The following is a 24,497-nucleotide window of genomic DNA, read 5'->3' on the forward strand; positions in this document are numbered from 1 at the left end:
CAGGCGCGGGTCACGCCGGGTTCCGCTCCGTGGCTTTCACCCGCGTCCACAGCGCTTCCTGTGCTTCGAGGTCCAGCGCGGACATCGTGGTGCCTTCCGCGGCGGCGATCGCCTCCATCGCGCGGAAGCGGCGTTCGAACTTCAGGTTGGCCCGGCGCAGCGCGCTGCCGACATCCACCTTCGCGTGCCGGGCGAGGTTGGCGGCGACGAACAGCAGGTCGCCGATCTCGTCCTCCAGCCGCGCATCGCGCTCCGGCGAGGGTGCGGCGGCGAGCTCGACGCGGACTTCGTCGATCTCTTCGTGCAGCTTGTCGATCACCGGTGCGGTGCCCGGCCAGTCGAAGCCCACGCGCGCCGCGCGCGACTGCAGCTTCACTGCGCGCTGCCATTCCGGCAGCCCGCGCGACACGCCGGCCAATGCGGATGCATCTTCCTCGCCGGCGGCCTTCCGTTCGGCGGCCTTGATGGCCTCCCAGTTGACGGTCTGCGCCTCGGCATCGGCGAACGAGGCCTCGCCGAATACATGCGGATGGCGGCGCACCATCTTGTCGCAGATGGCGGCGACGACATCGCCGAACGCGAAGGCACCCTGCTCCTGCGCCATCTGCGCATGGAAGACGACCTGCAGCAGCAGGTCGCCCAGTTCGTCCTTCAAGGCCGGCAGGTCGTGCCGGTCGATCGCGTCGGCGACTTCGTAGGCTTCTTCCACCGTGTACGGCGCAATGGTGGAAAAATCCTGCTCCAGGTCCCAGGGGCAACCGCCATCGGGATCGCGCAGCCGGGCCATGATGGCCAACAGCCGCGCGATGTCGCCGTCAGGCGATGCGGGCGTGCCCATTCGCGTCGTCCTGCGCCAGCGCCAGCCAGGTGCGCCATGGCAACGTCATGTCGCCCAGCGCAACGAAGTCGCCGTTGAGCAGCGTCTCGCGGCGGTTGTAGCGGAACGCGCGGCCATCCGGCGCCAGCAGTGCGCCGCCGGCGGCTTCCAGCACGCATTGCGCGGCGGCGGTATCCCACTCGCTGGTGGGGCCGAAACGCGGATAGACGTCCAGGGCACCTTCGGCGATGCGGCAGAACTTGAGCGACGAACCGAGCGCGACGTCTTCGATCGTCCCCATGCCGTCGAGGAAAGCCTGCGTGCGCGCGTCGCGATGGGACCGGCTGGCCGCCACTTTCAGCGTGCCGGTGGCCGGCGCCCGCGTGCGGATCTGAGCATCCACGTCGCCGACGCGGCGGTAGGCGTTCCGCCCCTGCCGCGCGTGCCACGTCTCGCCGCCGACCGGCGCGTGGACCACGCCGAAGATGGGCTCGTTCTGCTCGATCAGTGCGATGTTGACGGTGAATTCGCCGTTGCGCTTGATGAACTCGCGCGTGCCGTCGAGCGGATCCACCAGCCAGTAGGTCGGCCACTGGCTGCGCTCGGCCCACGGGATGTCGGCGGCTTCCTCGGACAACACCGGCCATTGCGGGGTCAGGCGGCGCAGGCCGTCGATGATCACCTGGTGGGCGGCCATGTCGGCGGCGGTCAGCGGGCTGTCGTCGCTCTTGTGCTGCACGTCGAAGGCGTTCTCGTACACCGCCATGATGGCGAGGCCCGCTTCGCGGGCGATGACGATGACGGCTTCGTGCAGGTCTGCGGTCATGCGGCTCATGTCCGCTCTTTCAACCATTCGCGGGCGATGAACAACGCCGCAAGCGAACGGCCTTCCGAAAAATCCTCGCGCAGCATCAGCTGGTCGAGGTCTTGCAACTTCCAGGGCACTACTTCCAACTCCTCGGGTTCATCCCCCGGCAGGCGCTCGGGGTACAGGTCTCTCGCCACCACCAGCCAGGACTGGTGGCTCATGTAAGTGGGCGCCAGGGTCAGGGCGCGCAGCACGTCCAGGCGGCGCGCGCCGAAACCGGCTTCTTCCTTCAGCTCGCGGTCCGCGGCCTGTTCGGGCGTCTCGCCCGCGTCGATCCGGCCCTTCACAAGGCCCAGTTCGTAGCGGTGCATGCCGGCGGCGTACTCGCGCACCAGCAGCACCGTGTCGTCGTCCTGCATCGGCACCACCACCACGGCGCCATGACCCTGCGAGCGCAGGCGGTGGTAGCGGCGGCGCTCGCCGTTGCTGAACTCCAGGTCCAGCTCTTCGACGTGGCGATCCGGCCCGTCGGCGCGCTGGGTGATCCCATGGATGGTGGGAAGGCGGCTCATGCGACGGCGCACGTTCCGCCCGTTCCACGCGGAGCGCGGCGACGGCAGGGGGTGGTGCCCGATATCATGGGGGGATGCGACAACAGGATCATCAAGCGGGAATGCTAGCAGAGGCGGACCACTGGCGTGCCCGTGATCTGTCCGTGCTGTGGCATCCCTGCACGCAGATGCGTGAACACCCGCACACCTTGCCGCTGATCCCGATCGCCCGGGGCGAGGGCGCGTGGCTCATCGGCCACGACGGGTCGCGCTACCTGGACGCGGTGAGCAGCTGGTGGACCAACCTGTTCGGCCACGCTGAGCCTAGGATCGGTGCCGCCATCGCGGCCCAGGCCGGCGTACTCGAACAGGTGATGCTGGCCGGCTTCACCCATGCGCCGGCGATCGGACTGGCCGAACGGCTGCTGGCGGTGGCGCCGCGGCAGGCGGGTCGCGCGCCGCTGGCCAAGGTTTTCTACGCGGACAACGGTTCGTCCGGCGTGGAAGTGGCGCTGAAGATGGCGTTCCACTGGTTCCACAACCGCGGCGACCACCGGCGCACGAAGTTCATCGCGCTGGAAAACGGCTACCACGGCGAAACGCTCGGCGCGCTCGCGGTCGGCGACATTCCGCTGTACCGCCGCGTATATGCGCCGTTGTTGACGGAGGCCGTGTTCGCGCCCTCGCCCGATGCCTACCTGGCGCACCCCGGGGAATCGCCGGCCGCGTGCGCCGCGCGTGCTGCCGACGCGCTGGGCAGGCTGCTGGAGCAGCATGCGGGCGAGGTCTGTGCCGTGATCGTCGAGCCACGCGTGCAGTGCGCGGGCGGCATGCGCATGCACCACGCCGACTACCTGACTCGCGTTCGTGAACTGTGCGATGCCAGCGGCGCGTTCCTGATCGCCGACGAGATCGCGGTCGGCTTCGGGCGTACCGGCACGCTGTTCGCCAGCGAACAGAGCGGCGTGATGCCCGACCTGCTATGCCTGTCGAAGGGATTGACCGGCGGCTTCCTGCCGCTGGCCGCGGTGCTGGCCACCCAGGCGCTCTACGACGGCTTCCTGGACGATTCGCGCGAACGCGCGTTCCTGCATTCGCACAGCTATACCGGCAATCCCTTGGCTTGCGCCGCTGCGCTGGCATCGCTGGACATCTTCCGCAGCGATGACGTGCTGGCGCGCAACCGCCGCACGGCCCACGCGATGGCCGCGCTCGCCGCACCGCTGGCGTCGCACAGGCATGTGGCCGACGTGCGACAGGCCGGCATGATGCTCGCGTTCGAACTCACCCAGGACGGCGACAAGGCGACACCCTTCCCCGCCGCGGCACGTATCGGGCTGAAGGCGTACCGCGCCGCGCTCGCACGCGGCGTGGTGCTGCGCCCCTTGGGCGACGTGCTGTACTGGATGCCGCCCTACTGCGTGGACGAGGATGCCCTGCAACTCCTCGCCGACGTCACCCGCCACGCCATCGACGAGGCCACGTCATGCGCCTGACCCGCTGCCACGTCGATGCCGGCCTGGCGGTCGGCACGTCGATCGCCCTGCCCGACGCCTCAGCCAACCATCTTGCCCGCGTACTGCGCCTGCGCGAGGGCGACGGCTGCGTGTTGTTCAATGGCGACGGACGCGACTACGACGCGCGCATCGCCGCGATCAGCAAGCGGGGCGTACTGGCCGACGTGGTCGGTGCGCGTGACGTCGACAACGAGTCGCCGCTGCGCGTCAGCCTGCTGCAGGGCATCGCGCGTGGCGAGAAGATGGACCTGATCCTGCAGAAGGCGACCGAGCTGGGCGTGGCCTCGGTCATCCCGGTGATGGCCGAGCGCACCGAAGTGAAGCTCGATGCCGAGCGCACGGAAAAGCGCATGGCGCACTGGCGCAGCGTCATCGCCTCGGCCTGCGAACAGAGCGGCCGTGCGCGCCTGCCGTCGCTGGCGGTACCCACGGCGCTGGGCGACGCGGCACAGGCGGTCGATCATGGGACGACGAAGCTGACGCTGGACCCGACCGGCGACGTGTCGCTGGCCACGGTGAAGATCGATGCAGCTGCGGTCGTGGTCGCGATCGGGCCGGAAGGCGGCTGGTCGCCGCGCGATCGCGACACGCTGTCGGCGGCGGGCTTCATCGGGCTCCGTCTCGGCCCGCGCATCCTGCGCACCGAAACGGCCGGGCTCGCCGCCATCGCCGCACTGCAGTCGCGCTTCGGCGACCTGTAAGAAGCCACGCCGAAGAGAAAACTTCAGGCGCGGCCCACGGCCGCTCCTGCAGATAGCGGGGTACGTCAGGCCGCGCTTGCCAGCGCGTCGCCGATCATCGTTTCGACCACTTCCAGGTCGGGCAGTACGGCGGCTTCATCACCGAGCAGCACGCGGACTTTCACCCCGACGGGGAGATCCTCCTCGGTCGCATCGGCCAGCAGGCCGTCGCGCGGTACCGACACCAGCCGCGGGAAGGACGGCGTCAGCAGGGCGAAGTACGGGCGATCCTTGTCGCCGCTCAACGCCTTGAGCACGACGATCTTGCTGTTCAGCGCGACTGGCTCGCTCGCGTTGCCGGTCAGGCGCCCGAAGGCGACCAGCGGCACGGCCCAGCCGTGCCAGTCGATCCGTCCCGGCAACCAGTCGGGCATGTCGGCAACCGGCTCGACCGGCGCGCGTGTCAGCACTTCCGCCACGGTGGCATTGGGCAGCAGCAACCGGTATTCGCCCGCCTGGATCAGGACGCCGCGGATTTCGTCGTTGGAATGGGCCATCGTGTGTCCTTCAGAACCAGCGGTCGGTCAGGCGCTGCGCGAGTTGCGCGGGGGTGCCCAGTTCGGCGCCACGGGCGGCCAGCGCCTTCGGTGCGGCAGGGTCGTAGCAGCCCTCCTGCGACTGGCCCATGACCAGGGCACCCTGCTTGCCGAGCGCCGCCGCCGCATCCACCAGTCCGGTGTCGCTGCCGCTGAGCAGCAACACCGCGCTGTCTTCCGGCGGCAATTGGGGAATCGTGGCCTGGATCGCGTCGCCGGGACGGAAGCCCACGGCGCCGGCATCGACGAACGGCACGACGTCGCCGGGCAGCACGTAGACGTGTCCGGCGTCGGCGGCCTTGCCTGCTTCGGCGAGCAGCACGGGCATGTGCGACACCCGCTCCATCTGCCGCACCAGATTGTCGTAACGGCCGCCATCCAGGCGCAGGTGCACCATCACCGGCTTGGGAAAGCCGGTCGGGAGATCGGCCAGCAACTTGCGCACGGCGTCGGGTCCCCCGATGCCGGCGAATACGAGCACCGCGCCCTGCACGCGCGTCGCGCCTGCAGATGCGCCATCCAGCGGTTCGAGCTCCAGGGTCGAGAGATCGAAGGTGGACTTGGACACGGACCCGGGCAAGGGCGGCGGAACCGCAGCGGGCAACTCGGGCAGCGGCGGCGGCGTCTGCGGGAGGTCGGATTCGGATTGCGGCGACGCCGCGCGCAGCCAGTCATCGACGTCGACGACCTGCTCGTTCCCCTCGCGCACCTGCAGGCCGCCGGTATAGGCGAAATCGTCGCTCGGCAGTTCCAGCGCCATGTCGGCCGCTTCCTCCACGTGCAGGGAAATCTCTGCGCCTTCGTGCAGTTGCGCCGGCGTTACCGGCAATCCCGGTTCGAGCTGCAGGCCCACGTCTTCTTCCCGACCGGGCGGCAGCACGTCGCGATGGCCATGCAGCTTGGCAGCCAGGTGGCGCGCCCAGCGCTGGGCCTCCCAACCCTGGCGCTTGGCGGCCAGATCGGCCTCGTCGAAGATCACGGCGACGGCCGGGTCATGCAAGACGCTGTCGAAGCGCTCGAGGCTGTCCTCGATGGCCGGTTCCAGCGCCACCAGCACCACATGGGGCGCGCTGTTGCCGAGCGCGTCGGCGTCGAGGGCGTTGGGGTCGTCTTCCAGCACGATCTCGGCGCCGGCGTCGTGCAGCGCCACGCGCAGGCGCTCGCGCGCCTCGCCCGGGCGCGCCAGCAGGGCTACGCGTTTGGCTTCACTCACGGACACGGGCGATTCCCAGCAGGTCGTACACGTTGCGCATCAGATCGAGCTCCTGGTAGGGCTTGCCCAGGTAGCGCTGCACGCCGATATCGAAGGCACGCTGGCGATGCTTGTCGCCGGTACGCGAGGTGATCATCACGATCGGCACGTCCTTGAAGCGTGGATCGGCCTTCATCGCGGTGGCCAGCTCGTAGCCATCCATGCGCGGCATCTCGATATCGAGCAGCATCAGGTCAGGTACGCGCTCTTCCAGCTTTTCCAGCGCTTCGACGCCGTCGCGCGCGGCGCTGACCTCGAAGTTGTGGCGTTCCAGCACGCGGCTGGTGACCTTGCGCATGGTCAGCGAGTCGTCGACCACCATCACCAGCGGCACCCGGCGCTGTTCCACCGCCGGCGCCTGCGCTGCAGGCTCCTGCGGCTGCGCCAGGTGGCGGCGCACCAGCGGTGCCGCATCCAGGATCACCACCACGCTGCCGTCGCCGGTGATCGTGGCGCCGTAGATGCCGGGGATGGAGGAGATCTGCGGGCCGACCGGCTTGACCACGATCTCGCGGTTGCCGAGCACCTGGTCCACCGCCACGGCGGCACGCAGGTCGCCGGAGCGCACGAGCAGCAGCGGCACCTGCGGCTGGCCTTCGGCCTTGGCGGCACCCTGCCCGACCAAGTGGCCCAGGTTGTACAGCGGGTAGTCTTCGCCGGCGTAGTGGTAGCTGCCGGCACCGGCGCTGAAGCGGGCGTGGCTGATGCGGCCGATACCGCTGACCGCCGCCACCGGCACCGCGAACTGCGTTTCGCCGATCTGCACGAACACCGCCTGGCTGACCGCCAGCGTCTGCGGCAGGCGCAGGGTGAACGTGGCGCCCTTGCCGGGCACGGAACTGATTTCCAGCGAACCGCCGAGCTGGCGCACTTCGTTGTAGACCACGTCCATGCCGACGCCGCGACCCGCCAACTGACTGACCTTGTCGGCGGTACTGAAGCCGGGCTCCAGGATCAGGCGGTCCAGCGCGCTGTCGGGCAATACGGCGCCCGGCTGCAGCAGGCCGCGCTGCTCTGCGCGCTTGCGGATGGCGTCGCGGTTCAGGCCGGCGCCGTCGTCGGACACCTCCAGCACCATTTCCGATCCCTCGCGGCGCAGCGCGACGTGCACGGTGCCTTCTTCCGGCTTGCCGGCCTTGCGGCGTTCCTTCGGTGTTTCCAGGCCATGCGCCACGGAGTTGCGCAGCAGGTGTTCCAGCGGCGCGGTCATGCGGTCCAGCACGTTGCGGTCCATTTCGCCGTGCGTACCGGCGAACTGCAGGCTGACCTGCTTGTGCGTCTCGGTGGCCGCCTGGCGCAGCACGCGGCGCAGGCGCGGCACGATGCCTTCGAACGGCAGCATGCGCGCACGCATCAGCCCATCCTGCAGCTCCGAGCTGACGCGCGACTGCTGTTGCAGCAGGCTGTCGTACTGGCGCGCGAGATCGTCCAGCACGCCCTGCAGGCCACTGATGTCGGCGGCCGACTCGGCCAGCGCGCGGCTGAGCTGCTGCAGCGTGGAGAAGCGGTCCAGTTCCAGCGGATCGAACGTGGGATCCTGCTTGTCGTGCTCGCGCTGGTAACGGGCGACGATCTGCGCTTCCGTTTCCAGGTCGAGACGACGCAGCTGGTCGTGCATGCGGATGTTGGTGCGGTCGAGCTCGGCCATGGCACCGCGGAACGCGCCCAGCTGCTGCTCCAGGCGCGCGCGGTAGATCGCGACCTCGCCGGCGTTGTTGACCAGGCGGTCGAGCAGGTCGGCGCGCACGCGGACCTGTTCCTGCTGGCCCACCGGGAAGAACTCTTCCTCCACCGGCGCGGCGGCCTCGGTATCGATCGGTGCCGACAGCGGCGCGAGTTCGATCGGCGCAGCGGGCGCGTCGGAGACGACGGGCGCATCCGGCAGCTCGATGCCGCGGGCGCGCGCGTTGAACTCGGCGATCATGCCGTCGGGGATCGAGACCGCGCGGCGCGCGGTGACGCGGGCGAGTTGCCCATGCAGCGTATCGAAGCCGCGTTCCAGCAACTGGATGGCGCGGCGGTCCAGCTCCGTGCGCTGGCCCGCGATCGACTCGAGCATCGTCTCGATCGCATGCCCCAGGTCGCCGACGGCATGGATGCCGGCCATGCGAGCGCCGCCTTTCAGCGTATGCAGGTCGCGCTGCAGGCTGGTGATGAGCGCGCGGTCTTCCGGGGTTTCACGCAGCTTGGCGATCAGGTCGTCGGCGTGGTCGAGCAGGTCGTTGCCTTCCTCGACGAAGATCTCGACCAGGTCCAGGTCGAGACCGGTCAGGTCGAGGGCCTCTTCCGGCTCCGGCATGTCGGCGGGTGCACTGGTCACGGCAGACTCCTCGGCTTCGACGGAGGCAACGGCTTCGACATCCAGCGGCGCCGGTTCCGGCGCCTCGGCCACCTCGACGGTGTCGTCGAAGCCGGCATCCGCGTCTTCGGCCACGGTCGAGTCCTCGACGATGGCGTCCTCGGCGGAGGCAGGCACGTCGCCCCCGTCCACGGCGATCGCATCGGAGGCGGGCGCCTCATCCGTCACGGCACTGCTGGCGAAGTCCACGGCGATTCCGGCATCGTCGGACGGCACGTGCGACGGATCGCCCGTCTCGACAGCATCGTCAGCCATCGCGCTGTCGTCCTCGATTGCGGTCGGAACCTCGGCTTCGTCGGCGATCCCCGCCGATGCGGTCGTGGCATCGGCCGCGCCGATGTCGGTCAGGGCGAGGTCGTCCGCCGTCGCGGCTTCTTCAGCCGTCGACGCCGGCACGGCGTCATCGGCCGCCTCGGCACCTTCATCCGCGGCCTGCGCCCCGTCGGTTTCGGCGAGGAAGGCCGGCAGATCGCCATCGACCGTCAGGGCATCGTCGTCGACGCCGGGCACTGCCTCGTCGGCGGCCGGCGCCGGTGCATCCGCGATGACCGGCTCCACTTCATCGGCCGCCGGCTCGACGCCTTCTGCGGCAGCCTCAAGCGAAAGCTCAGGCTCGCCGATGGCCATGTCGGTCTGTTCGATGGCTGCCGGCGCATCCGTGGCGAGCGCCTCGACCGGTGCCGGTGCACCCTCCACATCCGCGGCCCGCGTGCGGGGCAGGATGCGGTAATCGATGTCGTAGAACGTCTTGACGTCCTGTTCGACGGGCGTGGGCGCGTCATGCGCCTCGACCGGCGCGAGGGCGTCGGTGTGCTCGTCGGAAGCAGGCAGAGACAGGTCGTCGGATGCTCCGCCCTGCTGCGACGTCGCGGCAGCCGTTTCGCCGGCGCCCTGCAACGTCTCGCTGTCGAGGTATGCCGACAGGTCGAGCGCCGCCAGTTCGATGTCGGACGGCGACACCGGCGCGGCCGTGGTCTGGCCGACGTACGTGCCCTGCTGGGTGTCGTCGACGATCTGCGCCCCGTGGCGCACGTCGGGCAGGCTGTCGCCCAGCGCGCGCAACTGGCCTGCGAGTGCGGCGAACACGGGGATGCGCGGCGACGGAGCCTGCAGCGCGGCGACGCTGCGGCGGATCGCCTGCGCGGTATCGGCCAGTGCGGCGACACCTTCCGGCGTGGGCGTTTCGCCCGCGGCCAGCAGGCGCTTGACGTACTGTTCGGCCGGCGCGGTGACCTGGGTGATCTCGGGCACGTCGGCCATCGCCAGCGCACCGTTCATCGTGTGGATGGCGCGCAGCAGATCTTCGCTGACCGGCGTGGCCTCCACCTGGGCCTTCTGCAGCCAGTGGTCGACGGTATCGAGGTGGTTGTCGACTTCGGCCTCGAGGATTTCGCGGAGCACGGCGTCGACCGATGCCGGGGTTCCCTCGGTTTCCGGCTCGAACACGGCTGGCGCGTCGTCCGCGAAGGTGGCCGGCGGCGCGACGGAGGCGGGTTCGACGAAGTCGGCCTCGTCGTCGAGGACCGGCGGTTCCGCGCTGTAGTAGGCGTCTTCGCCCGCCGCCAGCCGGTCTGCCACGTCCTGCAGGCCGGCCAGGTCCGCCGTCACGCTTCCCTGGCCGCGCAGCGCGGCATTGAGTTGGGGCAACGCGTCGCAGGCCTGCTCCAGCAGGACTTCGACGGCGTGACTGGGCGCGCGCGTGCGGTCGAGCACGCGGTTGAGCATGTTCTCGACCTTCCAGCTGAATTCGCCGAGCGTCTTGGCGCCGACCAGACGGCCGCTGCCCTTCAGCGTGTGGAAGACGCGGCGGATCGGCCGCAGGCGTTCGAGGTCTTCGGTATTGCTGCGCCAGGCCGGCAGCAGCTGCCGGAGGTTGACGATCTCTTCGTCGAATTCCTCGAGGAACACCTCGCGGATGTCGTCGTCGATGTCGGTGGTATCGCCGTCGAAACCGCCTACGACGGCAGCCGGCATGGCGGCCGCTGCGGCAGCGATCTCGTGGCGCAGGTCGGGCAGCGCGTCGGCGTCGGCGTCCGACACGGCAACGGGCGCTTCGGGCATCCCGGGCAGGGCGTCGGCCGGCATATCCGCCGTGGCGACCTCTTCGCTGTCGACGGTCGGTTCCGCCCCTGCCGGGGCGACTTCGATCGTCGGTGCCTCGACGCTGTCGGCTTCCTCGAAGCCGACGGGATCGAACGGGTTCGCCCCGGCATGCGGTGCTGGTGCAGGCGCGGCATCTACCGGCTCGAGCGACAGCTCGCCGAACGACGGGAGCGCGGGTACGTCGACCGCGGGTGGCGGCACCGGCAATGCCTCGGCCGCGGGCGCGGCGGCGGGCGTCTCGGCGACGACGGTCTCGGCGGGCAGCGGCCAGTAGCGCAGGGCTTCCAGGCTGCCGCGGGTGATCTCGAGGATGTCCTCGCGGTTGGGACGCCGCTCGCGCAGCGCCTCCAGGTAGTACTCCAAGCTGGCCATCGCATCGGCCAGCGTGTCCAGCTGCTGGCCGCCCGGTACGCGTTTCTTGCCGATCAGCTCGCCGCTGACGTAGCGCTTCACGCCGACCACGTAGTCGCCGGCCTGGCCCAGCTCGAGCATGCGCAGGGCACCAGCCACTTCGTCCAGCAGCCGCGGCACCTCCACCAGTTCGGCGTGATCCCAGTTGGTCTCGATGAACGCGACGAAGCGCTCGCGCGCGCCGGCGAAATTGATGATGGCTTCCTGCGCCAGCACTTCCACCGTGCGCTGCGACTCGGCCGCGCTGGGGTCCGGGCTGGCATCGCCACCGCTGCCCAGGCGCGCGACCTGGTCGTCCAGCGATGCGTCGACATAAAGCAGGGCACCGGCCACGTCGAGCAGCGTGCCTTCGTCGGCGGGACGCGTCCCGGCCACGACCTCGCGCAGCGTGTCGCGCTGCTGCATGACCACGTCACGGGCCACACCCAGGCCCATCATGCCGAGCGTATCGCCGACATTGCCCAGTTCGGTGACCTGCGATTCCAGTTCGTGCGCGTCGCTGCCGGTGCGCAGGTGCAGGTCGAGCGCGTCCTTGACGCGCAGCAGTTCTTCCTTGACCGCATTGCCGACGGTGTCGAGCAGCTCGCGGTTGCGGCCACTGAGGCTGCTGCGCGCGTGATCGATCTCGGCCTCGCTTGGCGCCGCATCGTCGCGCGACCCCGGCGGGAACAGCATGCTCTCGTTGAGCCCGGACGCGCCACGTGCCGCGCGGATCTCGTTGAGCAACGGCAGCAGCACGATCGGGATGTCGCGATGGCCTTCCTGCAGCCGCTCCAGATAATCCGGCAACAGCACGGCGCCGCGCATCAGCGTGGAGCATGCTTCGTCGCGATCGCCCGCGCTGCCGTCCTGCAAGGCCTTGGCCAGCAGCTCGAGCTCTTCGGCCACCATCGCCGGCGCATACAACTCCACCATGCGCAGGGTGCCCTGCACCTGGTGCAGGTAGCCGGCGCAGAAGCGCATGCGGCTGGTGTCGGCGGGCGCCTCGACGAACGCCTCGATTTCCTGGCGCACCTGGCGCAGGGTCTCGTCGAGTTCGGGCTTCACCCAGCCGAGCACGGCGTGGCTCATGGCTTCGCGCAGCGCGCTCATGGGCGGGCTCCCGCGGCGACGAGGGAACCGTCAGCCTCGCGCTGCAGGCGGGCGGGATGGCGTAGGAAATTCATGCGTTGCGTCCCGTCCTCAGCCCGGCAGCTTGAAGTCGGCGACCGAACGGCGCAGGTCCGCGGCCAACTGCGCCAGGTGTCCGATGGACTCGGCCGTCTGCCCGGCGCCCAGCGAGGTCTGCGAGGTGATCTGGCGGATCACGCCCATCGTCTGGGTAATGTCCAGCGCGGCGGCGGACTGCTGCTGCGCAGCACCGGAGATGCCCTTGATGAGGTTGTTCAGGTCGTTCGACACGCGCTCGATCTCGCCCAGCGCGGTACCCGCGTCCTCGGCCAGTCGCGCACCGGAGACCACTTCGGCGGTGGTCTGCTCCATCGAGCTGACCGCTTCGTTGGTATCGGCCTGAATGGTCTGCACCAGCGATTCGATGCGGCGCGTCGCGCCCGAAGTGCGTTCGGCGAGGCGCTGCACTTCGTCGGCCACGACCGCGAAACCACGGCCCGCTTCACCGGCCGAGGCCGCCTGCACGGCGGCGTTCAACGCCAGGATGTTGGTCTGCTCGGAAATGTCGTTGATCAGTTCCACGACCGAGCCGATTTCCTGCGAGGACTCGCCCAGGCGCTTGATGCGCTTGGAGGTTTCCTGGATCTGGTCGCGGATCTGGTCCATGCCGCGGATCGTCTCGCGCACCACGCCGGCACCCTCGGTCGCGATCTGCACCGAGCGCTGCGCCACTTCGGCGGACTCGGTGGAGTTCTTCGACACCTGGTCGATGCTGGTCGCGATCTCGCTGATGCGGTCGGACGCGGTGGTGATCTGGTCGGCCTGGTGGCCGGCGGCCTCCGCCAGCTGCAGGGCCGTCGCCTGGGTTTCCTGGGTCGACGCGGCCACCTGCACCGAGGTGTCGTTGATGGTGGTCACCAGGTTGCGCAGTTCGTCCACGGCGTAGTTGATGGCGTCCGCGATGGCGCCGGTCATGTCCTCGGTCACCGAGGCCTTCACCGTCAGGTCGCCTTCACCCAGCGAGCTGATTTCGTCCAGCAGCCGCATGATCGCCTGCTGGTTGCGGCTGTTGTATTCCACCTGCGTCTGGTAGCGCATCTCCTGCTCGCGCTGGCGGGTGCGGTACAGCGACCACAGCAGGCCGATGATGGAGACCAGCGCCGCGATGCCCGAGGCGATGCCGAGCCAGAAATTGGGGAACAGGCGCGTATCGCGCACAGAACCGAAGGCCGAGAACGCCTGGAACAGGTTGGTGCTGTCCTGCAGCATCTCGCCCGAACCGTTGGTCAGCGCCGCCGCGGCGGACTGCGCCGCGAACAGGTTGCGCGAGCTGGCCAGGATTGCGTCCAGGTCCTTCTTCATCGCCGTCCACAGCGTCTGCGAATTCTGCAGTGCCGACAGCGCCGCGGCGTTGCGGACGGGCGCGATGCCCAGGTCCGGGTTGCCGTCGCGCAGGCCGTCCAGCACCTGGCCGAACAGCACGGCGTCGCGGCCCAGCGCGTCGCCCGCGGTCGCGGCACCGGCGCCGCCAGCCCGGATTTCCGTCACGCGACGGGCCATCGTGCCCGCCAGCACCACCTGCTGCAGGGCGCTGTAAATCTGCGACGACGGCGCACCGCCGGCCGACATGGCACGCACCACTTCGTTGAGCTGCGCCTGCAGGTTGGGGACCTGGGTGGCGAACCGGTCCGCGTTGCCGGCCAGCGCCAGCACGGCGGCTTCGGACGCGACGATCTGGTCGGCGCTCTTGCCCAGCGGTGCCCAGGTGGCGCTCAGCTTGGCCAGCGGACCGGCGATGGCGCCCTCGCTGCCGAAGCGGCTCTGCAGGCTGGACACCGTGGCTTCGACCGACTGCTTAGTCTCCTTGAACGCCTTGAACGCCTCGGCGTTGCCGGCCACCGCTTCACGGCCCTGGTTGGCCAGCTGCTGCGACAGCACGCGCATGTCCGATGCGCCGGTGCTGGCACCGGACAACCGGCTGCCCTGGTAGGTCGCCACGCCGGTATTGGCACCGAAGACCAGCACCGACAGCGCCAGCAGCAGCAACCAGAAGTTGTTGCCGAAACTGCCGACCTTGCCGGCGCTAGGAGAATCCGTCGCAGTGCTCATCGTTCAACCCCTGGATTGTGCTTGTCGTACGCGCTCAGAGCGCGGTCTGGCGGAATTCGGGCGTGCGCGCCAACAACCCCAGCGCAAAGACGCCCCACCGCTGATCGTCGCTGGCGAAGGCGCGATCGATGAAATGCCCGTAGCGGCCGTCCGCCAGATCCCCCGGCTCGACCTGCTGCGATTCGTGGAAGCTGCGCTGGCCATACAGCTCGTCGATGGTCAGCGCGACGTCGCCGCCGGCCTGGCGCATCACCAGCACGCGCTGGCCCTCGTGCAGCACGGTGCGCTCGCCTTCGAGGAACTGCTTCAGGTCGACCACCGGGAACAGGTTGCCGCGCAGGTTGCCGATGCCCAGCAGCCACGGGTGCGCGCCCGGCACCGGCGTGACCGGCGGCATCTGCACGATTTCCACCACTTCCCCGAAGTTGGAAATCAGCCGGCGCTTGCCGACACGGTAGCCGACGCCGCGGTACTGGTCCTGGGCGATCTCGCGCGCCGGCTGCAGCACGGCGTGCGCCAGGCTGCGGCGCTCGTATTCGGCGAGCGTGTCGAACGGTGTGCGGATCATCGCCCGCCCCCTGTGCCTTCAATGCGAATGGTCGCCACGGCGCCAGCCCCTCAGGTGCTGACGTGGGCGCGGATGGCGTCGAGGAGCTCCTCGCGCGTGAACGGCTTGGTCAGGTACTGCTCCGAGCCGACGATGCGCCCGCGCGCCTTGTCGAACAGGCTGTCCTTGGACGACAGCATGATGACCGGCGTGGACTTGAACACTTGGTTGTTCTTGATCAGCGCACAGGTCTGATACCCGTCCAGGCGCGGCATCATGATGTCCACGAAGATGATCTGCGGCTGCTGGTCGGCGATCTTGGCCAGGGCCTCGAACCCGTCGGTCGCGGTCACGACTTCGCAACCCTCGCGTTTCAGCAGGGTTTCCGCGGTGCGGCGGATGGTTTTCGAGTCATCGATCACCATGACCCGTAGGCCGTGGAATCCACCGGCCTGGCCTTCGTTCTGCGTCATTACCTGATTTCCCCATGCGCGCGTGGCTTCATTGACGAACCGGCCACGCTGCGTTGCTGCCTATATCCCCTATCACGGCGCGCACTGTCAAGCCGCAGCGCCGACCGCCGTTCCGATGAACGGGATGATGCGAACTGCGTCGCAGTTTTCGCCGGCACCCGCGACAGGGTGTTCCACCCGCACACGGGGCGGCGACCGCACGCGCCCTGATACCATCGCGGCGTCTCCCGCAGAACCCTCCCCATGCCGCTGGACGTCATCGTCGTCATGGACCCGATCGGGTCCATCAAGATCGCCAAGGACACCACCTTCGCCATGTTGCTGGAAGGCCAGCGGCGCGGCCATCGCCTGCACTATGTCGCGCCCGGGCGGCTGTCACTGCGCGACGGCGTGGCGCACGCGCAGGTGGCCCCGCTCACCGTACGGGACGACAAGGCCGACTGGTACACCCTCGGCGAAGCGCGTGAGCTCGCCTTCGGTCCGGGCCAGGTCGTGCTGATGCGCAAGGACCCGCCCGTCGACGACCAGTATCTCTACGACACCCACGTGCTGGGCATCGCACAGCAGGCCGGCGCGCTGATCGTCAACGACCCCCAGGGACTGCGCGACTACAACGAGAAGCTGGCCGCCCTGCTGTTCCCGCACTGCTGCCCGCCCACGCTGGTCAGCCGCGACCCGGCCGCACTGAAGGCCTTCGTCGCCGAGCACGGCGAGGCGGTGCTGAAGCCGCTGGACGGCATGGGCGGGCGCTCGATCTTCCGCGTGAAGGCCGGCGACCCCAATACCAACGTCATCCTGGAAACCCTGGTCGGCGACGGCCGCCTGACCCTGGCCCAGCGGTTCATCCCCGGCATCAAGGACGGCGACAAGCGGGTGCTGCTGGTGGACGGCGAGCCGGTCGACTATGCGCTGGCGCGGATCCCGCAGGGTGACGAGTTCCGCGGCAACCTGGCCGCCGGTGGCCGCGGCGAAGGCCGGCCGCTGAGCGACCGCGACCGCTGGATCGCGTCCCAGGTCGGTCCGGAGATGAAGCGACGCGGCATGCTGTTCGTCGGCCTGGACGTGATCGGCGACTATCTCACCGAAGTCAACGTCACCAGCCCCACCTGCGTGCGCGAGCTGGATGCGCAGTTCGGCCTGAACATCGCCGGGCAGCTGTTCGATGTGATCGAGAAGAAGATGGCGCGCTGAGATGTCGGCGGTTCCCGTACCACCGCCCAGGATCGGCGCCAACGAACGCCTCGGCGCCACGCTGGCGCTGTCGCTGATCGTGCATGGCCTGCTGGTGCTGGGCGTCGGCTTTGCGCTCGACGATGCCGCGCCCGTCATGCCGACGCTGGACGTGATCCTGAGCCAGACCAGCACGCCGCTGACGCCGAAGGAGGCCGACTTCCTGGCCGCCGCCAACCAGGAGGGCGGCGGAGAAAGCGACCAGGCCAGGCGTCCCCGCGACAGCCAGGCCGGCTGGATTCCCCAGCCCGACACCGGACTGGCGCCGCAGCCGCTGCGCGCGCAGACCACCGCGCCGGCGCCACCGCAGGAAACCCGCGTGGTGACCACGCGCGACAGCGACGCCCGCACGCCTGCCCCGGAAGCCCGTCCGCAACCCGACCAGCCCGAGCTTCCGCAAGGCGAGCAGAAGGTACAGCGCGATGCCGAGATGGCGCGGCTGGCCGCCGAGTACCACCTGCGCTCCGAGCTGTACGCCAAGCGGCCGAAGCGCAAGTTCGTGTCGGCGAGCACGAAGGAATACGTCTACGCGAACTACCTGCGCGCGTGGGTGGACCGCGCCGAGCGCGTCGGCAACCTCAACTACCCCGACGAAGCGCGGCGCCGCCGCCTCGCGGGCACGCTGGTGATCAGCGTGGCAGTGCGACGCGACGGCAGCGTCGAGCAGACCCGCATCATCCAGTCCAGCGGCATCCCCCTGCTCGATTCGACGGCGCAGCGCATCGTGCAGCTGTCCTCGCCGTTCCCGCCCTTGCCGGAAACGGCGGAGAACGTCGACATCCTGCACGTCACCCGCACCTGGCGCTTCCTGCCCGGGGGCGAAGTGCGCGACGAGTGAGCGTCAGGGCGCCAGGGCGCCCGGCAGGCGGAGATTCCTGCGCAGGTACCCCCGCAGTTCCGGGTCCGGCGATGCCGGCGGCATGCCACCGAGTTCGCGATGCAACATGGCTTCGATGAGGTAGGCGCGCGCCTCCCGGGCGATCGGCGAGCCGCCGTCGTGGCCCGCCTGCGCGTCGACCAGCAGTGCGACCTCCTTGTTCGCCAGTTCCAGTCGCGCGGCGTACTCGACGACGCCCGCCAGTCCCACGCGGCGGTCCTCGCCGCCTGCCACCAGCAGTACCGGCCGCTGCAGGCGCTCGACATTCGCCAGCGGGGACTGCGCGTGCAGGCGCGCCATCGCCTGAGCATCCGCCACGTCGATGCCCTGCCCCCGCAACCATGTCTCCATCGACACGGCGCCGCCGATATCCAGCGCCTCGGGATTGCGTAGCACCCAGCGCAGCACCCAGCCGAAGTCCGGCGGCGGCACCGTGGCGACCGCCACCTTGAACAGGTCCGGCGTGAAGGTGACGCCGAGCAGCGCGGAATATCCGCCGAAGGACGCGCCCGCGATACCGACGCGATCCGGATCGCCGACGCCCTGCGCCAGCAGCCAGCGCGTTCCGTCGGTGATGTCGCGCTGCACCCGGCCATTGCCGAAATCCGCACCCGCGGCGAGCACGTAATCGCGACCATGACCGGTCGATCCGCGGAAATTGGGCTCGAACACCGCATAACCGCGGTTGGCGAGCAACTGGCTCAGCGACCGGTACTCGGGCTTCCAGTGATTCCAGGGCCCCCCATGGGGCACCACGACCAACGGCAGCTCCGCGGCATCGCGCCCCGGCGGCAGCCACAGGAATCCGTGCAGCGCGCGCCCATCCGATGCCTTCCACGTCAACGGCAGCGGCCGTGCGAGCGATGCTTCGGGCACCACGACCGCCGCACTGCCGCCGCGACGGTCCACCGGCGTTTCCTCCAGCAACGACGACAGGGTCCGCGAAGCCGGATCGTAGAGATGCCAGCGCCGCAGGGGATTCTGCGGCGACGAGGCCTCCACCAGCCAGCGCGCCTCGCGACCCACGCCGAGTTGCAGGGCAAGGTCGCCGCCTGCCAGCTTCAAGCGCAGGACCGCCAGGTGTGCTGCATCGTCGCGATCCAGCGCGTGGAGCGTGGCGGCCGTGCTGCGATAGGCGACGAAGCGTGGCCGCCGGTCGACAGGATCCTCGATGATGCTGTCCACGTCCGCCACGCGGTCGGGATCGGCATGCACGTCGTGCAGGCGTCCTTCGCGCGACAGCCGTGCGACGCGCGCGAGATCCCCGTCCAGGTCGGTCCTCACCCATGCCGAGCCATCGGCCGCGATGCCCCGAAGTGCGCAGCGCCGGCTGGGGTCGTGGCGCACGACCTGCGTCGCGACCGCCCGATCGATAGCGACGATGGCAAGGCGGTCGGCTTCCACGCGCTGCAGCCAGGCCACCGTGCCGTCGTCCCGGAGCAACGCATCGACGATGCGCTGGCGGTCCTGCCACACCACGGTGCGCCGTCCGCGCATGTCCACGCGCACCAGGCGCCAGGCGCGCGGTGCGGCGACGGTGCCTTCGCGTTCCACGAGGAGTACGGCCGCAGGCTGGCTATGGTCGACATCGAGCATTGCGGTCGCGCTGCCATCGCCCAGCGCTGCGATGCGACCGGAACCTCCCTGTCCCGCTACGGCGATCGCCTGCAGGTCACGCGCCGACCGCAACAGCAGCCAGCGTCCGTCACGACTCCAGTCCAGCGCCTGTGCCGCCGTGTCCGCCAGCAGGCGGCGGGGTTCGCGGTCGGCGACGACGTGCAGCCAGAGCTCCTGGTGTTCGCCGCGCTCGCGCAGCCACGCCACGCGACGCCCGTCCGGCGATAGGCGGATGTCGATGATCGAGCCCCGTTGCAGCAAGACGCCGCGCGGCAAGACCGGTGAAGGCGCACGCGCGCGCTCCGTGGCGAGGTAGCGGACCAGTGCCGTGTCGGCTGCCGCTGATGCGGGCGCCGACGCGAGCATCGCGACCGCCAGCCACAGCGATGCCCACGGACGCCTGCAGGCGCCGGAAGAGAGAAGGCTCATGCGGTTCTCCGGGAAGGGTCGAGGGCGGTCGCCGTCAGGCCGTCGCTGGATGGGACGGATTCATCGCGGGTGCGTTCTCGCGTGTTGGCACCAGTAGCCAGAGACTGCCCAGCGCCGGCAAGCCGATCAGCCCGCATGCCGCGACCCAGCCCCAGCGCGCGGCCGGCGAGAGCCCGGTCAGCGAGGTCCGCCAGAACGCTGCGACCAGCGACAGCAGCGACAGCACGCCTGCCAGCCAGGCCATCGACATCGGACGTGGCGCGGGATGGACGACATCGAGCGGCAGCGGCGGCGAGAACAGGTCGCGTGCTTCCGTTTCGATCATCGACAGGAGCGGCGAAGGCCACCAGTCGCGGTAGCGGTAGACAGGTGGATAGTCGAAGGCCAGCGCCCGGCGATGCACCGATTCGATACGGCCATCGTCGTGCGTGCGCAGCGTGATCTGCACGGGCGCGGCGCCATCGGCGTGCGACTTCGCCGAGAAGGCGAGCGAGATGAGGTGGCCATCGACCAGTTCGATCATGTCCAGATTGCGCAGGTCGCCCATCGCGCCCGGCAACGGCACGCGCAATCGGGGTGATACCACGGCATCGTCTTCCACCAGCGGGCGTCCGTCGTAGAAGTACAGTGCGCGATCGCTGAGCATGCCCACGCCCTGCCCCAGCGGTCCGCCCCCCATCAGTGTTTCGCCCGTCCTCACGCGCAGGCGCGGCACCACCTGGCGTTGCTGGCTCCTGTACTGGTACAGAGTGTCGCCGCCGACCAGCACCGCATCCCCGGGGTTCATGCCCGGCAACCCGTCACTGGGCAGTACCACGGCAGGAAACGGCGCGTGCGACGGACCCACGCCCAGCGTGCCCACCGCCTGATTGTCGGCAAGACGATAGCCCTGCAGGCGCATGTCGTCGTGGCTGAACACCCAGCGTTCGCGGCGTTCTCCGTCGTCGAACTCCATCGGGCGGAAATTGGCCAGTTCCTGGCGTTGCGGCAGCTTCGGTACCTGCACGCCCAGCCCCTCGGGATCGGACAGGCGAATCTGTTCCCGCAGCAACGCGGCATCGGGATGCTGGCTGCCGCGCAGGCCCGCGATCATGCGGTCCCTTGCATCCATCTTTTCCACTTCGTTGTGCCCGCCAGGGGGTGGCGCCGGGGTGTTGTTCGGATGGCTGCCCTGCATGACCCACAGCATCTCGATGCAGAACAGCAGTACGAGGAGCGCAAGGTGCAAGGCCACTTGCAATGGCAACGCGACAACGGCGGTCGCCAGCAGGTGGCGTGGAGGCGAATCCAGGTCGGCGGCGAAGGCGACGCGCAACAGCAGCGCCAGCCAGGCCAGCACGACCAGTTCGACCGCGATCATCGCCGGCCCATATGCACGGCTGACCAACAGCCAGACCAACAGCGCCAGTGCCGCGCCGGACCAGCGCCAGCCGCGCAGGCCGCAGAACGCACCTGCAAGGTAGGCAGTGGTGGCGATCAGCCAGCCCGAAAGGGGCAGCAGCCAGTGGCGCGCATCGACGACGCGCGGCGTCAGGGTCTCCTGCCAGGCTGCGATGGCCAGCAGCGGGAGCGCCACGGCGACCGCCAGCAGCACCGACGCCGACGCCGACAGCGCGAGGGCGATGCGACCGGGCGGCATCGGCCTGTGCAGCAGGCTCACCCATTGGCTGGGCTTGCGGTAGCTGCCCATCTGGTACAGACCGAGCAACAGACCGCACAAGGCGTACACGCCGCCGATCACACGATGCACGAGCAGCGGTTGCTGGCCCAGATCGACCACGCGTGCCATGAAGGCCAGGGCCAGCACGTGCACCACCGCCGCGAGTACCGCCCAGGCGCGGAAACGGACGAGCTCGCTCCTGAAGAAATCGAACATGGGCATCTCCTCAGGCGGCCGCGGGGGCGGCGTGGTTCTTGGCCAGGAAACCGTTGACCGCACGGTCCAGGCTCACCGGCATGCACTGGAGCGAGCGCGCTCCCTGCGCCCGCAGGAAGTCGGCGAAGCCTTCGTCCTGGTCCAGCACGAGGTAGTGGTGCAGGCCATCCAGGCGTTGCACTTCAAGCAGGCCGGGCACGGTGCGCGGGTCCGGACCCTTGAACGGAACGTCGGCGATCCATAGCGACACCCGCGCCGTGAAGTCTTCGGGCGCGGACATGTGCTTCAGCTGCCCGCGCTCGAGGATGATGAGGTTGTCGGCGACGCGCTCGATCTCCTCCATCTGGTGCGAGCAGTACACCACCGTGCAGTGTTCGGCGGCGGTGCTGTACAACAGCGACTCGAGGAATGCTCGCTTGGCTACCACGTCAAGCCCCAGCGTCGGCTCGTCCAGCACCAGCAGTTCCGGCGATTGCGCGAGCGCCAGCGCCAGGTTGAATCCCGCGCGCTCACCGCGCGAGAGCTGCGACACCTTCTGGCGCGGCAGCACGTGGTAGTGGCCGATGACATCGTCGTACGCCCGTGCATTCCAGCGTGGGTACTGGTGCTGCTGCATGGCGCGCACCTGATCGACCCGCATCCATCCCGGCAGCGTGTGTTCTTCGTTGACGAAGCCGATGCGGCTGCGGTCGTCGGGCCGCAGGCACTGGCTGTCGCGGCCGAGGATGCGCGCCGCCCCCGACGACGGTGGCAGGAAGCCGAGGAGGATGCGGAAAAGCGTGGACTTGCCGGCGCCGTTGGCACCGACGATCGCATGGATGCGCCCGCGCGGCACCGCCAGGTCCAGATGGTCCAGCGCCAGCTTGCGGCCGTAGCGGCGGGTCAGCGCGCGGGTTTCGATGACGTAGTCGTCGGACATGGATGCGCGTCCTGCTCAGGCGGTGCGGCGCGGCGACCAGCGCCGCAATTCGTGCGAAACGCGGGCTTGCACGTCCTCGGGGGGGAAGTCCAGCGGGATCACGTCGTTGACGAAGCGTCCGATGGCATCGTCCAGGCGTCGTTCGCGTTCGGCATCGGACAGACGCTGGCGTGGCGCCGCCACGTACAGCCCCATGCCCTGGCGCGACGCCAGCCAGCCCTCCGTGGTCAATTCCGCATAAGCCTTGGCCACGGTGTTCGGATTGATCGTCAGTTGCTGGGCCAGGCCGCGCACGCTGGGCAACTGGTCGCCGTGCTTCAACTCACCGGCGGCGATCTTCAGCCGAATACCGTCGATGATCTGGCGGACGATCGGCCGCGCGTCGCCGGTGGCGATCTGCAACATCAGGGGAGTGGTACGGGCCATGGCGGGATTCGCTCAACTGTACTAATACGAATAGTACAGTCTGCGCCATCCGGGTCAACTATGACCGATGGCATCCCCCGGCGGAAAGCTCGGTCGGCTCAGCTGCGCGCGGCGCGCAGCGCTTTCTGCTCGTCGAGGGTCAGGGCGACGTTGTTGCGCAGGTAGGCGGGTTCGACATGTTCCGGCGCGATCCCCTCGCCGCGCGCGAAGGCATCCGCCGCCAGCCTCGCAAGATCCGACGCATGCGGCAGCGCATGCGCATCGATGCGGGCGAAACGCGTCTCCAGCCGGGTGGCGAGCACGCCCTCGGAGGCCGCGAAGCCGGTCCCCACGCCGACCCAGCCACGCGCGTCGCCGGCCAGCACGTAGTCCGCGGGCGCGACCACCGCTTCGCCGGACGTCGCCTCGAGGCGATCGCCACGGTGCACGAACGTGCCGGTGTAGATCTCGCCCATGCGCGCGTCGATGGCGGCGAGGATGGCGCGCGGCGCAGCGACATCGCAGCCGCCCTCGCCCGCGCTCACCGGCGGCGGCGGCACCTGCGCCGCGAGCACGGCGAGCGTAGACACCGGTACCAGCGGCCGATCCAGCGCCAGCGCGATGCCCTGCGCCAGCGCGATGGCCAGGCGCACTCCGGTGAAGGCCCCGGGGCCGCGACTCAGGGCGATCGCATCGAGCTGGCTGCGCGCCAGGCCGGCCTCGGCGAGCAAGGCTTCCGCCCAGGGCAAGGCGAGTTCGGCATGGCGTCGCGGCGCGACGTCGAAGCGCTCGCGCACCTCGCCATCGACGTAGACGGCGATGGAACAGGCTTCGGTAGCGGTTTCGAAGGCGAGCAGCTTCATGGGTCGTGCGCAAGGAGCGAAGCGGCTAGCTTAAACGCGGCAGGGCCGCGATCAGAAGCGTGCATCGGCGAACCAGTCGTCCGCGTCGCCGGCGGGCACCGCTGGCGGCGCGGCTTCCTCGATCTCGGCACCGAAGAAGCGCTGGACGTCCTGCACGCGCTGGGTGCGACGGAACGGGGGCAGCGAATCGAGGAAGACGCGCCCGTAGGGTTTGCCGGTCAGGCGCGGATCGCAGAGCACCAGCACGCCGCGGTCGGTTTCGCTGCGGATCAGCCGGCCCACCGCCTGTTTCAGCGCGATCACCGCCTGCGGCAACTGTTCGTCGCGGAAAGGATTGCCGCCGGCACGGCGTACCGCTTCAAGGCGCGCCTCGAACACCGGATCGTCGGGCGCGGCGAACGGCAGCTTGTCCACCACCACCACGCTCAACGCGTCGCCGACCACGTCAACGCCCTCGCGGAAACTCGCCGCGCCCAGCAGCACGCCGTTTCCCGATTCGCGGAAGCGCTCCAGCAGGGTGCCGCGGGGCGCCTCGCCCTGCACGAACAGCGGCCACGGCCCGCCCCGCAGCGCGTCGGCGGCTTCGCGCAGCGCGCGATGCGATGCGAACAACAGGAATGCGCGCCCCTGCGAGGAGACCAGCACCGGTCGCAATGCCGCGATCAGCGCAGCGCCGTAACCGGGCGCATTCGGATCCGGCAATCCGGTGGGCAGGTAGCACAACGCCTGCTGCGGCCAGTCGAACGGGCTCGGCTGCAGCATCGTCGGCGGATCGTCCAGTCCCAGCCGCACGGCGAGATGGTCGAAGCGCCCCCCGACCGCCAGCGTGGCGGAGGTGAACACCCACGCCGCGCGCGATTGCTCGCGGTGCTGGCGCAAGGGCCCGGACACGTCCAGCGGGGTGCGCTGGCAGCGGAAGGCGCGTGGCGTCAGTTCGTACCAGAGTAC

Annotated in this window: 19 protein-coding genes; 4 read left to right on the top strand and 15 right to left on the bottom strand. The window is 69.5% G+C overall.

Going from position 1 to position 24,497, the window contains the following annotated elements; all coding sequences use genetic code 11:
- Positions 1–10: 10 nt before the first annotated feature.
- Genes mazG through nudE form a run of 3 tightly spaced genes read right to left on the bottom strand, consistent with a single transcriptional unit; the run spans position 11 to position 2,197 of the window.
- Positions 11–838, bottom strand: a complete 828-nt coding sequence (gene mazG, locus CYU89_RS17165; protein WP_296282762.1) for a nucleoside triphosphate pyrophosphohydrolase — start codon at positions 836–838, stop codon at positions 11–13.
- Positions 816–1,652: a 3'(2'),5'-bisphosphate nucleotidase CysQ gene (cysQ, locus tag CYU89_RS17170; protein ID WP_296282763.1), complete on the bottom strand. Its 837-nt coding sequence runs from the start codon at positions 1,650–1,652 to the stop codon at positions 816–818. Before cysQ ends, mazG begins: the two co-directional genes overlap by 23 nt.
- A complete protein-coding gene (nudE, locus tag CYU89_RS17175) occupies positions 1,649–2,197 on the bottom strand; it encodes an ADP compounds hydrolase NudE (protein WP_296282764.1) in 549 nt (182 codons plus the stop codon). The genes cysQ and nudE overlap by 4 nt, the downstream gene beginning before the upstream one ends.
- A 74-nt stretch (positions 2,198–2,271) precedes the next feature.
- On the opposite strand from nudE, the gene bioA reads away from it, so the two are divergent.
- Together bioA and CYU89_RS17185 are read left to right on the top strand one after the other, a co-directional pair.
- Positions 2,272–3,672, top strand: a complete 1,401-nt coding sequence (bioA, locus tag CYU89_RS17180) for an adenosylmethionine--8-amino-7-oxononanoate transaminase (protein WP_296282765.1) — start codon at positions 2,272–2,274, stop codon at positions 3,670–3,672.
- A complete protein-coding gene (locus tag CYU89_RS17185) occupies positions 3,663–4,394 on the top strand; it encodes a 16S rRNA (uracil(1498)-N(3))-methyltransferase (protein WP_296282766.1) in 732 nt (243 codons plus the stop codon). The genes bioA and CYU89_RS17185 overlap by 10 nt, the downstream gene beginning before the upstream one ends.
- 65 nt (positions 4,395–4,459) lie before the next feature.
- On the opposite strand, the gene CYU89_RS17190 is transcribed toward CYU89_RS17185, so the two are convergent.
- From CYU89_RS17190 to pilG, 6 genes are all read right to left on the bottom strand, one after another.
- Entirely contained in the window at positions 4,460–4,930 is a 471-nt protein-coding gene (locus tag CYU89_RS17190) for a chemotaxis protein CheW (protein ID WP_296282767.1), read from the bottom strand.
- Positions 4,931–4,940: 10 nt separating this feature from the next.
- Complete coding sequence (locus tag CYU89_RS17195) at positions 4,941–6,188, bottom strand: chemotaxis protein CheB (protein WP_296282768.1); 1,248 nt, start codon at positions 6,186–6,188, stop codon at positions 4,941–4,943.
- Positions 6,175–12,186: an Hpt domain-containing protein gene (locus tag CYU89_RS17200; RefSeq protein ID WP_296282769.1), complete on the bottom strand. Its 6,012-nt coding sequence runs from the start codon at positions 12,184–12,186 to the stop codon at positions 6,175–6,177. Before CYU89_RS17200 ends, CYU89_RS17195 begins: the two co-directional genes overlap by 14 nt.
- A gap of 90 nt (positions 12,187–12,276) precedes the next feature.
- Complete coding sequence (locus CYU89_RS17205) at positions 12,277–14,313, bottom strand: methyl-accepting chemotaxis protein (protein ID WP_296282770.1); 2,037 nt, start codon at positions 14,311–14,313, stop codon at positions 12,277–12,279.
- 34 nt (positions 14,314–14,347) lie between these two features.
- Positions 14,348–14,878 carry a chemotaxis protein CheW gene (locus CYU89_RS17210; protein WP_296282780.1) on the bottom strand — a complete coding sequence of 177 codons (531 nt, stop codon included), beginning with the start codon at positions 14,876–14,878 and terminating at the stop codon, positions 14,348–14,350.
- A gap of 53 nt (positions 14,879–14,931) precedes the next feature.
- Positions 14,932–15,333: a twitching motility response regulator PilG gene (gene pilG, locus CYU89_RS17215; RefSeq protein WP_162110591.1), complete on the bottom strand. Its 402-nt coding sequence runs from the start codon at positions 15,331–15,333 to the stop codon at positions 14,932–14,934.
- 243 nt (positions 15,334–15,576) lie between these two features.
- Here pilG and gshB point away from each other — a divergent pair, with 243 nt between their 5' ends.
- Both gshB and CYU89_RS17225 read left to right on the top strand, forming a co-directional pair.
- The gene (gene gshB / locus CYU89_RS17220) at positions 15,577–16,524 is read left to right on the top strand and encodes a glutathione synthase (protein ID WP_296282771.1); all 948 of its coding nucleotides are present in this window, start codon (positions 15,577–15,579) and stop codon (positions 16,522–16,524) included.
- Position 16,525: 1 nt separating this feature from the next.
- Positions 16,526–17,401: an energy transducer TonB gene (locus CYU89_RS17225; protein WP_296282772.1), complete on the top strand. Its 876-nt coding sequence runs from the start codon at positions 16,526–16,528 to the stop codon at positions 17,399–17,401.
- A gap of 3 nt (positions 17,402–17,404) precedes the next feature.
- Here the strand turns inward: CYU89_RS17225 and CYU89_RS17230 are convergent, their stop codons facing one another.
- The 6 genes from CYU89_RS17230 to CYU89_RS17255 all read right to left on the bottom strand — a co-directional run.
- On the bottom strand, positions 17,405–19,486 hold the full coding sequence (locus CYU89_RS17230; RefSeq protein WP_296282773.1) for a prolyl oligopeptidase family serine peptidase: 2,082 nt from the start codon (positions 19,484–19,486) through the stop codon (positions 17,405–17,407).
- Positions 19,487–19,520: 34 nt separating this feature from the next.
- Positions 19,521–21,362: a hypothetical protein gene (locus CYU89_RS17235; RefSeq protein WP_296282774.1), complete on the bottom strand. Its 1,842-nt coding sequence runs from the start codon at positions 21,360–21,362 to the stop codon at positions 19,521–19,523.
- A 10-nt stretch (positions 21,363–21,372) separates the two neighbouring features.
- Positions 21,373–22,281, bottom strand: coding sequence for an ATP-binding cassette domain-containing protein (locus CYU89_RS17240; RefSeq protein ID WP_296282775.1), 909 nt, complete (start codon positions 22,279–22,281; stop codon positions 21,373–21,375).
- Between the two features lie 15 nt (positions 22,282–22,296).
- Positions 22,297–22,707, bottom strand: a complete 411-nt coding sequence (locus CYU89_RS17245) for a GntR family transcriptional regulator (protein WP_296282776.1) — start codon at positions 22,705–22,707, stop codon at positions 22,297–22,299.
- A gap of 98 nt (positions 22,708–22,805) precedes the next feature.
- Positions 22,806–23,549, bottom strand: a complete 744-nt coding sequence (tsaB, locus tag CYU89_RS17250; protein WP_296282777.1) for a tRNA (adenosine(37)-N6)-threonylcarbamoyltransferase complex dimerization subunit type 1 TsaB — start codon at positions 23,547–23,549, stop codon at positions 22,806–22,808.
- 51 nt (positions 23,550–23,600) lie between these two features.
- Positions 23,601–24,497: ATP-dependent DNA helicase (locus CYU89_RS17255; protein ID WP_296282778.1), on the bottom strand; the 897-nt coding region annotated here is incomplete at its 5' end.

The sequence above is a fragment of the Pseudoxanthomonas sp. genome, from assembly GCF_002863005.1.
Classification (GTDB): Bacteria; Pseudomonadota; Gammaproteobacteria; order Xanthomonadales; family Xanthomonadaceae; genus Pseudoxanthomonas_A.

What these genes read in the sequence shown, in the direction of transcription:
- mazG (WP_296282762.1), bottom strand. Translation starts at nt 838, where the DNA reads ATGGGCACGCCCGCATCGCCTGACGGCGACATCGCGCGGCTGTTGGCC.
- cysQ (WP_296282763.1), bottom strand. Translation starts at nt 1,652, where the DNA reads ATGAGCCGCATGACCGCAGACCTGCACGAAGCCGTCATCGTCATCGCC.
- nudE (WP_296282764.1), bottom strand. Translation starts at nt 2,197, where the DNA reads ATGAGCCGCCTTCCCACCATCCATGGGATCACCCAGCGCGCCGACGGG.
- bioA (WP_296282765.1), top strand. Translation starts at nt 2,272, where the DNA reads ATGCGACAACAGGATCATCAAGCGGGAATGCTAGCAGAGGCGGACCAC.
- CYU89_RS17185 (WP_296282766.1), top strand. Translation starts at nt 3,663, where the DNA reads ATGCGCCTGACCCGCTGCCACGTCGATGCCGGCCTGGCGGTCGGCACG.
- CYU89_RS17190 (WP_296282767.1), bottom strand. Translation starts at nt 4,930, where the DNA reads ATGGCCCATTCCAACGACGAAATCCGCGGCGTCCTGATCCAGGCGGGC.
- CYU89_RS17200 (WP_296282769.1), bottom strand. Translation starts at nt 12,186, where the DNA reads ATGAGCGCGCTGCGCGAAGCCATGAGCCACGCCGTGCTCGGCTGGGTG.
- CYU89_RS17205 (WP_296282770.1), bottom strand. Translation starts at nt 14,313, where the DNA reads ATGAGCACTGCGACGGATTCTCCTAGCGCCGGCAAGGTCGGCAGTTTC.
- pilG (WP_162110591.1), bottom strand. Translation starts at nt 15,333, where the DNA reads ATGACGCAGAACGAAGGCCAGGCCGGTGGATTCCACGGCCTACGGGTC.
- gshB (WP_296282771.1), top strand. Translation starts at nt 15,577, where the DNA reads ATGCCGCTGGACGTCATCGTCGTCATGGACCCGATCGGGTCCATCAAG.
- CYU89_RS17225 (WP_296282772.1), top strand. Translation starts at nt 16,526, where the DNA reads ATGTCGGCGGTTCCCGTACCACCGCCCAGGATCGGCGCCAACGAACGC.
- CYU89_RS17230 (WP_296282773.1), bottom strand. Translation starts at nt 19,486, where the DNA reads ATGAGCCTTCTCTCTTCCGGCGCCTGCAGGCGTCCGTGGGCATCGCTG.
- CYU89_RS17235 (WP_296282774.1), bottom strand. Translation starts at nt 21,362, where the DNA reads ATGTTCGATTTCTTCAGGAGCGAGCTCGTCCGTTTCCGCGCCTGGGCG.
- CYU89_RS17240 (WP_296282775.1), bottom strand. Translation starts at nt 22,281, where the DNA reads ATGTCCGACGACTACGTCATCGAAACCCGCGCGCTGACCCGCCGCTAC.
- CYU89_RS17245 (WP_296282776.1), bottom strand. Translation starts at nt 22,707, where the DNA reads ATGGCCCGTACCACTCCCCTGATGTTGCAGATCGCCACCGGCGACGCG.
- tsaB (WP_296282777.1), bottom strand. Translation starts at nt 23,549, where the DNA reads ATGAAGCTGCTCGCCTTCGAAACCGCTACCGAAGCCTGTTCCATCGCC.